The organism is Romboutsia sp. LXY-2 (assembly GCF_056171995.1).
This window is the reverse complement of sequence record NZ_JBKFGI010000012.1, coordinates 210,005-219,834: the sequence shown is the minus strand read 5'-3', so window position 1 is coordinate 219,834 and position 9,830 is coordinate 210,005. Positions and strand designations below refer to the sequence as shown.

General features: G+C 27.0%; 9 protein-coding genes, 1 rRNA gene and 1 riboswitch. All 10 genes read left to right on the top strand.

Features of this window, described 5'->3' with window-relative positions:
• Window positions 1-104: ribosomal RNA gene (gene rrf, locus ACI48P_RS18125) — 5S ribosomal RNA — on the top strand; the annotation flags it as partial.
• Between the two features lie 187 nt (window positions 105-291).
• The gene (locus ACI48P_RS18120) at window positions 292-753 is read left to right on the top strand and encodes a DUF4342 domain-containing protein (protein WP_475218341.1); all 462 of its coding nucleotides are present in this window, start codon (window positions 292-294) and stop codon (window positions 751-753) included.
• Between the two features lie 223 nt (window positions 754-976).
• Complete coding sequence (locus ACI48P_RS18115) at window positions 977-1,675, top strand: response regulator transcription factor (protein WP_475218339.1); 699 nt, start codon at window positions 977-979, stop codon at window positions 1,673-1,675.
• Window positions 1,662-2,765 (top strand): sensor histidine kinase, encoded by a 1,104-nt coding sequence (locus ACI48P_RS18110; protein WP_475218337.1) that lies wholly within the window; start codon window positions 1,662-1,664, stop codon window positions 2,763-2,765. The genes ACI48P_RS18115 and ACI48P_RS18110 overlap by 14 nt, the downstream gene beginning before the upstream one ends.
• A 218-nt stretch (window positions 2,766-2,983) precedes the next feature.
• A complete protein-coding gene (locus ACI48P_RS18105; RefSeq protein WP_475218336.1) occupies window positions 2,984-3,511 on the top strand; it encodes a sigma-70 family RNA polymerase sigma factor in 528 nt (175 codons plus the stop codon).
• Window positions 3,492-4,955, top strand: a complete 1,464-nt coding sequence (locus tag ACI48P_RS18100; protein ID WP_475218335.1) for a hypothetical protein — start codon at window positions 3,492-3,494, stop codon at window positions 4,953-4,955. The genes ACI48P_RS18105 and ACI48P_RS18100 overlap by 20 nt, the downstream gene beginning before the upstream one ends.
• A 140-nt stretch (window positions 4,956-5,095) precedes the next feature.
• Entirely contained in the window at window positions 5,096-6,031 is a 936-nt protein-coding gene (locus ACI48P_RS18095) for an AAA family ATPase (protein ID WP_475218333.1), read from the top strand.
• 8 nt (window positions 6,032-6,039) lie between these two features.
• Window positions 6,040-7,809: a vWA domain-containing protein gene (locus tag ACI48P_RS18090; RefSeq protein WP_475218332.1), complete on the top strand. Its 1,770-nt coding sequence runs from the start codon at window positions 6,040-6,042 to the stop codon at window positions 7,807-7,809.
• Between the two features lie 113 nt (window positions 7,810-7,922).
• Window positions 7,923-8,105: riboswitch (cobalamin riboswitch) on the top strand.
• Between the two features lie 142 nt (window positions 8,106-8,247).
• A complete protein-coding gene (cbiQ, locus tag ACI48P_RS18085) occupies window positions 8,248-8,946 on the top strand; it encodes a cobalt ECF transporter T component CbiQ (RefSeq protein WP_475218330.1) in 699 nt (232 codons plus the stop codon).
• Window positions 8,939-9,766: an energy-coupling factor ABC transporter ATP-binding protein gene (locus ACI48P_RS18080; protein ID WP_475218328.1), complete on the top strand. Its 828-nt coding sequence runs from the start codon at window positions 8,939-8,941 to the stop codon at window positions 9,764-9,766. Before cbiQ ends, ACI48P_RS18080 begins: the two co-directional genes overlap by 8 nt.
• Window positions 9,767-9,830 lie beyond the last annotated feature (64 nt).

Sequence of the window (9,830 nt, the reverse complement as noted above, 5' to 3'; positions counted from 1 at the left end):
GCAAAGAGGATACACCTGTTCCCATTCCGAACACAGAAGTTAAGCTCTTTAGCGCCGATGGTACTTGGGGGGCAACCTCCTGGGAGAGTAGGACGTAGCCACGTAATCTTTTTTTATGATATGAAATATTTTAATGATAAAATCTATTTTAAAAATAATGAAATAAGACGCAAATAGAATAATTAAAATTAAAAGATAAAAATTTTAATCTGATTTTAATCTTTATCTAAGTTTATATTAAGGATAGATTCCTATAATAGAAGTATAAAATATTATTAGGAGGAATTGAAAATGAGTAAAATAACTATAGAACAAATAGACACTGTAAAAACAAGAGCTAATGTAGGGTATAAAGAAGCAAAGGAAATACTAGAGAAGTTTGATGGGGATGTAGTTCAATCTATATTATATTTAGAGGAAGAAAACAAGATTAAATCAGAAATTAAGATAGCGAATACAAGTTATTTTAAAAAGGCTAAAAACTTAGTATATAAGTTAAATAGAATAACTATCGAAATTTATAAAAAAGATAAGACTGTACTTAGAATACCGATGTCTTTAGCAATAGTGTTTTCCATAATAGGATTACCGGCTGTAATTGTAGGATTATTAATAGCTATATTTACAGGATATAAAATAAAAATAGAAAATAGCAACGGGGAAGGCTATGAAATAAATGAGAAATTAGATAAAGTATCTGACAAAGCAGTAGATTTAGCAAAGAAAGCTACAGATGAAATAAATAAATTATAAAAAATTAGGATAAGTAATATAAGTTTGAGTATCATGCATGGGTATTTGCATTAAATGACTATAAACTTATAACTTATCCTTTTTTACTTTTTGAGTAATTATTTGCTATAAATTAGTTAACAATTAGATATTATTATAGTTATAAAACAAATATGTTATAATTTAACTTATTAGGAATTAAAAAGAAATAAGCTTGCTGGTATCGTAAATTAAGGGAGGTATTATGGATAAGGTAAATATACTTGTTATAGAAGATGAAATAAAAATAGCTAGATTTATTCAATTAGAGCTTAAATATGAAGGATATAATGTAGATGTAAGCCATGATGGAAGAGAAGGCTTAAATTTGGCAGTACAAGGGGATTATGACCTTATAATACTAGATGTAATGTTACCTTCTTTAAATGGTATGGAAGTCTTAAGAAGGATAAGGCAAGTAAGTGATGTAACTGTAATAATGTTAACAGCTAAAGGTGATGTAATGGACAAGGTAATGGGGCTAGATATTGGAGCGGATGATTATATGACAAAGCCTTTTGCAATAGAAGAGTTATTAGCACGTATAAGAGTATCTCTAAAAAGAAGAAGAGTTAGTATATCAGCATCACAAAATAGTGAATTGACACAAGTTGGGAAGTTAGTAATAGATGATAAAAAGCATACAGTTATATATGATAGTGAAAGTATTGAATTAACAAAAAAAGAATATGATTTGCTTAAATACCTTATAGATAATAAAGGAATCGTAGTCACAAGAGATAACATTCTTCAAAATATTTGGGGATATGATTATATAGGCGATACAAATGTTGTTGATGTATATATTAGATACTTAAGAAGTAAAATAGATAACAGATTTGATATAAAGCTTATACATACTATAAGAGGAGTTGGATACCAAGTAAAAGATGAAAAAAACTAATTTTCTTAAAGAAAAAATAAAATACATTATAAATGAAAAAATAAGATTTTCAATGAAGAGCAGAATAACATTAAGCTATTCTTTTACTTATATATTTATATCTATATTAACTACTATGGCAGTTTTATTTTTACTAAATGAAAATGTTAAAAATTTGGATCCTAATATTTATATATCATTATTTACAATATTAGTATCAGTTAAAGTCTTTGAGGTTATTTTTGTTATCATATTTAGTTATAGAACTTCAAAAAAATCTCTTAAACCTGTAGATATAATGATTAATAATGTAAAAAAAATATCTATTAATGATTTGGATAAAAGATTAGATGTATCTGGTATTAAAAATGAATACAAAGACTTAGCTAAAACTTTTAATAAAATGTTAGATGAGATACAGTACTCTGTTGAAAAACAAAATCAATTTGTATCAGATGCATCCCATGAGCTTAGAACACCTATATCAGTAGTTCAAGGATATGCTAATTTATTAGACAGATGGGGCAAAGATGATAGAGAAGTATTAGAGGAGTCTATTATAGCGATAAAAGATGAATCAGAAAGTATGAAAAAGCTAATCGAAAGTTTATTATTTTTAGCTAGAGGAGACAGAAATAAGCAGTTAATAGAAAAGGAATATTTTGACTTAAAAGATTTAATAAATGAACTTGTTAAAGAGAGCATAATGATAGATGAAAAACATAATATTAAAAATGTGAATAATGAAGATGTAGTTATATATGGAGATAGAAATCTAATAAAAGAAGCAATGCGTATATTTATAGATAACAGTATGAAATATACTCAGGATGAAGGAACTATAAAAATAAATACTTTTCCAAGTAATAAAGGTGTATATATAGTTATTGAAGATAATGGTATTGGTATGAGTAAAGAAGACTTACCTAACATATTTAATAGATTTTATAGAAGTGATAAATCTAGAAATAAGGAAAGTGGAGGAACAGGGCTTGGTCTTTCCATTGCTAAGTTTATAATAGATAGTCATAATGGAGATATAAAAGTATATAGTAAACTAGACGAAGGAACTATAACATCAATATTAATCCCTATAGAAGGCAAAGAGTAGGACTCTAGTGATTTTACACAATCATTAGAGTCTTATTTTATATAGAAGGAAATTAAAATTTATCCGGTTTATGGATAAGTTATAGTTTCCCACCGCTAGGTATCAAAGCTATTAGTTATATAAATCATAAAATTTAATTATTAAAATTATAATGAAATAAAAAAATTATAACTTTTTATATACTTTACAAGTCTAATATATGAAAGGAGGTATAATTAATGGATATTAAGATAGTAAATAAAGCTATAAAGGGCAATTTTAACGCTTATAGTATGTTAGTTAATGAACTTAAGACTGATGGATATAAAATAGCATACACAATACTTAGAAACGAAGAAGATAGTATAGATGCATATCTACAAGCAGTAGAAAAAGGATTAAATAACATTACAACATTAAAAGAGGCAAAATATTTTAAAACTTGGTTCTTAAGAATAGTAATAAATGAAGCAAAAAATATTATTAATAAAAATAATAAAGTAGTAAGTATAGAAGATTACTCTACAAAGGAAGATATAGAAAATATAGATAAAGACACTAAACTAGACTTAGAAAAAGCACTAGAAAATATAAACCAAGAAGTTAGAGAGATGATAAGACTTAAGTACTATATGGGATATAGTCTTCAAGAAATAAGTGATATATTACAGATTCCAGTTGGTACGGTCAAAGGTAAGATGTATACCGCACTAAAAAGTATGAGAAAAGATTTGGAGGTGAGAGATTATGAAGAAAGATCAAAGTAATAGTAATAATTTAGAAATAGATAAAACAAAAAATATAGATTCTGATACTAATACTGAAAATATAATTTCTGATGCTAATATAGATTATGAATTTGATGAAATAGAGATAAACAAAATGTTAGATGATTTTGATAGCGAAGAAATAGATATACCAGAAAAGTTATCTGAAGAACTAGAAAATAAACTAAATAATATTAAACCAAAGAAAAATAAATATATACTAAAGGGATTAGTGGCTTGCTCCATTTTAATAGTAATCTCTTATACAGTATTACCTTCATTTAGAAGTTTTGCATCAGATATATTGAAACTATTATTTCCAGATGTAGGAGTTCAAAATGCTGTAGATAATGGGTATATAGAAATAGAAGGTACGACTTTAAAGGTGGATGATTTTACTCTAGAAGTTGATAATATTGTTTTAGATGAATTAAGGCTAACTTTTGATGTTACTATGACAAATACTAAACTGGATTTAAGTTCTGATACAAATCCACAGTATAGAGTAGAATGTAAAACAAAAGATAACTTAGGGGTAACTACTTTTTATTCAGATGGAGAGAAAAAAAATTCAACTAAATCTAGTATTACAATAATGGATGAAAGAATCGGAGATATATTTAAGGAGAAAAAAGAAAGTATAGAACTTGAGCTTGAAATACTCAAAGAATACTATAAAGAAGGGGAAACTATAGAAGGTGGAAATAAAATTGAAAACAGTATGTTAGTAGGAAAAGGTGAATTTAAAACAGAAGTAGTTGGAAGTGCTAAGCTTACTATAAACATACCGAAAGAAATATATAAAAATAAAAAAAATTATGAAATAAATAAGACTATAAAACATGATAAGGCAGAAATAATATTTGAAAATCTGGAAGTATCACCTACCATGATGTACTTAGATACCAAAATAAATTTTGAGGATGTAATGGGAACTTATGGCCTTTACAATATTTCTATGTTATCTGATAGTGGATACTCATATAGTGATAATTTAATTTTATCTGGTATGGGTAAGGGCGAAAGTTCATCATACAGGCAAACAATAGTGCCTTCTATTTATTATGACAAAGGTAAAGAAGTTACGTTAAAGGCAGATGGGATTATAGTTCAGCCTGAGGATTTAGAGATAGAGTTAAAGCTAGATGATAAGTATCCTAAAAAGGTAGAGTACTTTGGATCAGAAATGACTATAGAAAATATAGTTTATAAAGATGGTGAAATAGATGTATATGTAAAAGGAAATAAACAGATTTCTCATGCTGGATTTAGTAAGTTAGATGGAGAGGACTATATTGCAAGTGGCACGCATAGTGGTGAATCTGATGAAGATAGAGAATATATCTTTGCATTTAAAGGAGAGAAAAAAGATAGTTATATGTTTTCATTAAATATGATGATGAAATATGAAGCTCCTATAGAAGTAAAAATACCTATAAAATAATAAATTATAAAAAAGTCGGTTTAATAAATATATACTCAAGCATAAATCTTTTTAAGATTAATTGTAGAGATATATCTTTAGACCGACTTTTTATGTGCTAATATATAAATATATCATAATAACTACAAGGGGAGATAGCTATGGATATAATAGAGAATTTAAGAAATCAGGGGATACAAGAATCATTAATACAAGATATATATTACTTTAGGAATTATTATAAATTAAATGAGGATATAGAGCACAGAGTTAGTAAATCTAAAGTATTTTTTTATGGCAAAGATATTTTATCAATGTGTATATCAGCAATATTAGAAGATGAAAATATATTATTATCAGGACCAAAAGCAACAGGAAAAAACTTATTAGCAGACAACTTATCAGAAATATTCAATAGACCTCAATGGAACACATCTTTTCATATCAATACAGATAGTCAATCATTAATAGGAACAGATACATTTATAGATAATGAAGTAAAATTAAGAAGAGGATCGGTATATGAATGCGCCATAAATGGTGGATTTGGTGTATTTGATGAAATAAATATGGCAAAAAATGATGCTATAGTAGTGCTACATTCAGCACTAGATTATAGAAAAATAATTGACGTACCAGGCTATGAAAGAGTTAATTTACATCCAGCTACAAGATTTATTGGGACTATGAACTATGAATATGCAGGAACAAAAGAGTTAAATGAAGCGCTAGTATCTAGATTCATGGTTATAGATATACCCCAAGTAGAAGAGGACAAGCTTATGCTTATATTAAAAAATGAATTTAATGATGCAGACGAAGAAAAGTTAAAACAGTTTGTTGGTATATTTTTAGATTTACAATTAAAATCACAAAATGGTGAAATATCTAGTAAATCTGTAGACTTGAGAGGTCTAATAGCATCTTTAAAAACAATAAGAAGAGGTCTTAAGCCTGACTTAGCAATAAATATGGGGATGGTAGGGAAGACCTTTGATATATATGAAAAGGAAATAGTTGGAGATATTATCAAAACTAGAATACCTAACAAATGGGAAAGCAAAGATGTATTTCCTAGTGTTTGCTATTCTAAGTAGGTGAGAATATGAAATGGATATACAATGATTATGAATTCGATAACAGAGTAAATAATTTATCTTGGACAGTTTCTGGTACATATGATGAAGATATTGATACAACAGAAAAAGAATATTCATCTAAGGATGTTGCATTATATTTTGCTATAATTTCAGGAGCTAGAAGAAAGTATGTTAATTGGTATATAGTAAAAAAATACTTAATTAACCGAATGAAAAATGGATATGATAAAAACACTATCATGGGAATTACTCAGATTGTATTAAATAGAATTGTTGAAGCTAAAGTTATAGAGGAAAGACCAGGAGTAGAAGATATAAGACAAAAGGCTTATGGAGACATATTATCTGGATTTACAACAATATATAAAGAGGATGTACTACAGAAGCTAAAATATGCAGTAGTCCTTGAAAGTATGGGGAAACATCCGAACATGGATGGATTTAGCCGAAGAATAATGAATGATGTAAAAAATATTGATATAGATAAAGAAATTATAGAAGTATTAAAAAACATAGATGAAATATATCTTAAATATTTTGAGAGCATAATAAGTAATACACCAGAAGTGAATAAAGAAAATAATCATGAAAGACATTCAGAGATAGACTTTGATACATTTGCAGATTTTATGAATGAGGAGCTATATTCTGATGGAGAAAATATATTAGAAAATGAGATAGATATTATGACATCATCTATGTTAGTTGAAAATGTAGGAGAATCTATTAAAAATAATGATGCCAATAGTAGTAATAGAGTTATTTATATTGATGAAGAAACAAGTAATAAAATATATGAAAAAATAGAGTATTACTATGGTAAATCATATTTGAGTAAAAATGAAATCATAAAAATGGAAACTAAAAACTGTAGAAATATTCATGAAGGATGTAGAGTCCATTTTACAGATGGTGTATTAAGAAGTGAGTGTAAAAATGTATTTCAAATAAAATATGTTACAAGACAAAAAGAAAATAACCTGAGTAAATTTAGGGATAACATAAAAATTCATAAAAGGAATATAAATAAATTAAGAGAAAACATATCAAGAATTTTAATAGAAGAAAGTGAAACAACTAGAGTATATTCTGATTGTGGAATAGTGAATGCTAGTAGATGTTGGAGAGTAGGGAGAAGCAACAACAATAAAATATTCTATAAAGACATAAATAATGAAAAAGGAAAGTATGTAATAGATATTTTATTGGATGCAAGTGGATCTCAAAGCAGAAACCAAGGAAATGTAGCTACACAAGCCTACATATTATCTAAAGCATTAACTTCAGTTGGCATACCTAATAGGGTGCTGGGATTTTGTAGCTTTTTAGATTATACAATCTTAAGAAGATATAAAGACTATGATGACAAGGTAGAAAGTTGTGAAAATATATTTGAATATTTTTCAGCTGGGAATAATCGAGATGGATTAGCAATAAAGTGTGTATCTGAGGAGTTATTAAATAGGCATGAGGAAAATAAAATCTTAATTATTCTTAGTGATGGAAAGCCTAATGATATAAAAATAGGTAGTGATAGGCAGAGGACAATTAGAGGTGAGATGTCTTATAAGGGAATTGTAGCAGTAAAGGATGCTGCCAATGAAGTAAGGAAAGCTCGTCAAAAGGGAATACTAGTCCTTGGAGTATTTACAGGAAAAGAAAGTGAACTAGAAGCTGAAAAGTTAATATACGGTAAAGACTTTATCTATACAAAAGATATTTTACGCTTTTCAGATATAGTAACTATGTATCTTAAAAAAGTAATAAGAAACTAAAAAATAATAACTTTAGAAGGTATATTGATATATTTTATCGAATTAATAAGAGTTAGATTTGTTATAAAAGTAATAATGTTTTATAATTGTATAGTATCTAACTAAAAATTAAAAACTAAATATATATTATAGGTTCTTGAAAAAAGATTAATAGGGAAAGAGGTGTAATTCCTCTACAGCCCCCGCTACTGTAAGGCTGACGAAACTTAAATAACCACTATGATTATTTTATTATGGGAAGGTAAAGGAGTAGGATGAAGCTAAGTCAGGAGACCTGCCTAAAATATTAAATTAATTTCTTCGGGGTGGGAGAAAGTTTTTGAAAATAGTTATGTTTATAAATATTATTGAAAAATACCTAGCCCTTGTGGCTAGGATTTTTTTGTGTGAATAATTGAAAAAGGAGGCTTGGATACTATCTAGGATAGTAGAGAGAATATGATATTAATTGATAAATATGCGTACACCAACAACTTAAGACATATAAATCCTAAACTAAAAGCCATAATCGGGACATTATTTTTAATTTTATCAATGTTAATTAATTCTAAAGTTGTACTAGCGGGAATTATGGTTTTTATGAGTTTATTAATAGTTTGTGTAGCAAAAATAGATTTGAAAAATTATTTGAAATTATTGAAAATACCAGTTTATTTTTTGGTTATAGGTGTAGGACTAAATCTGATAAATATAGGATTTACATCTGAAAATATGGCTTATAGCTTTAATATATACAATTTATATATAGGCACATCTACAGAATCTATAAACACCTCGTTATATATTTTGATTAGATCAATGTCTTGTTTAAGCTGTGTATACTTTATAGTATTAACAACACCTTTTAATGATTTATTATTTTTATTAAAGAAAATGAGATTACCAGACACAGTAATAGAATTATCGATGCTAATATACAGGTTTATATTTATTTTTTTAGAAGAAGTAATTGATATAAGAAAATCTCAAGAATTAAGATTTGGTTATATAAACTTGAAAACATCATATAAGTCATTAGGTATGCTAGCAAGTATATTATTTAAAAGAATGATGATAAGATATGAAGAGTTATCCATATCATTAGATATAAAATTATACAATGGTGAATTTCATATAGTAGGAGAAGAACATGTTTAAAATAAATAATTTAACATATCAGTATGAGAAGAAAGAAAAAGCATTATCTAATATTAACATGGATTTTACAAATGGGGATATTATTGGGATAATAGGGTCAAATGGCTCAGGTAAGTCTACATTATTTATGAATTTAATGGGAATATTGAAGCCTACATATGGAGAAATTTTATTTGATGATAAGCCTCTTAAACATGATAAAAAAAGCTTATATAATCTTAGGAAAGATGTTGGGATAGTATTTCAAGACCCTGACAAACAAATTTTTTATTCTAGAGTATATGATGATATTGCATTTTCTCTTAGAAATATTGGCATTGATGAAAAAACCATTAATGCTAAGGTAAATAAGGCTTTAGAAGATGTTAATGGATTAGAATTTATTGATAAACCAGTTCATTTTTTAAGCTATGGACAAAAAAAGAGGGTGGCCATTGCATCTGTAATAGCTATGGAAAATAAGATTGTATTATTAGATGAGCCGACTGCTGGCTTAGATCCAGTAAGCACTAGAGCCATTGTAGATATAATAAAAAACTTAAGAGCAAATAATATTAAAGTAGTAATTTCTAGTCATGATATGAACTTAATATATGAACTTTGTGATTATGTTTATGTTTTAGATAGAGGTGAAATTACTGAAAAAGGAACTTGCGAAGATGTTTTCATTAATGAAGAAAGCATAGTTAAAGCAGGATTAGAATTACCATGGTTAGTAAAGTTATATAAAAATATGGGGTTACCTCTATTTAGAAGGGAAAAAGAACTTTATAACTACTGGCAAAAAGAACAGGAAAAAAATCTAAATCCAACTGTGTGATTGTAAAGTAAAAATTAAGGGTATATTTATAATATAATATTAAATTAATAACAATAAATAATAA

Coding starts and splice junctions, on each gene's coding strand:
- ACI48P_RS18120 (WP_475218341.1), top strand. CDS start 292: ATGAGTAAAATAACTATAGAACAAATAGACACTGTAAAAACAAGAGCT.
- ACI48P_RS18115 (WP_475218339.1), top strand. CDS start 977: ATGGATAAGGTAAATATACTTGTTATAGAAGATGAAATAAAAATAGCT.
- ACI48P_RS18110 (WP_475218337.1), top strand. CDS start 1,662: ATGAAAAAAACTAATTTTCTTAAAGAAAAAATAAAATACATTATAAAT.
- ACI48P_RS18105 (WP_475218336.1), top strand. CDS start 2,984: ATGGATATTAAGATAGTAAATAAAGCTATAAAGGGCAATTTTAACGCT.
- ACI48P_RS18100 (WP_475218335.1), top strand. CDS start 3,492: ATGAAGAAAGATCAAAGTAATAGTAATAATTTAGAAATAGATAAAACA.
- ACI48P_RS18095 (WP_475218333.1), top strand. CDS start 5,096: ATGGATATAATAGAGAATTTAAGAAATCAGGGGATACAAGAATCATTA.
- ACI48P_RS18090 (WP_475218332.1), top strand. CDS start 6,040: ATGAAATGGATATACAATGATTATGAATTCGATAACAGAGTAAATAAT.
- cbiQ (WP_475218330.1), top strand. CDS start 8,248: ATGATATTAATTGATAAATATGCGTACACCAACAACTTAAGACATATA.
- ACI48P_RS18080 (WP_475218328.1), top strand. CDS start 8,939: ATGTTTAAAATAAATAATTTAACATATCAGTATGAGAAGAAAGAAAAA.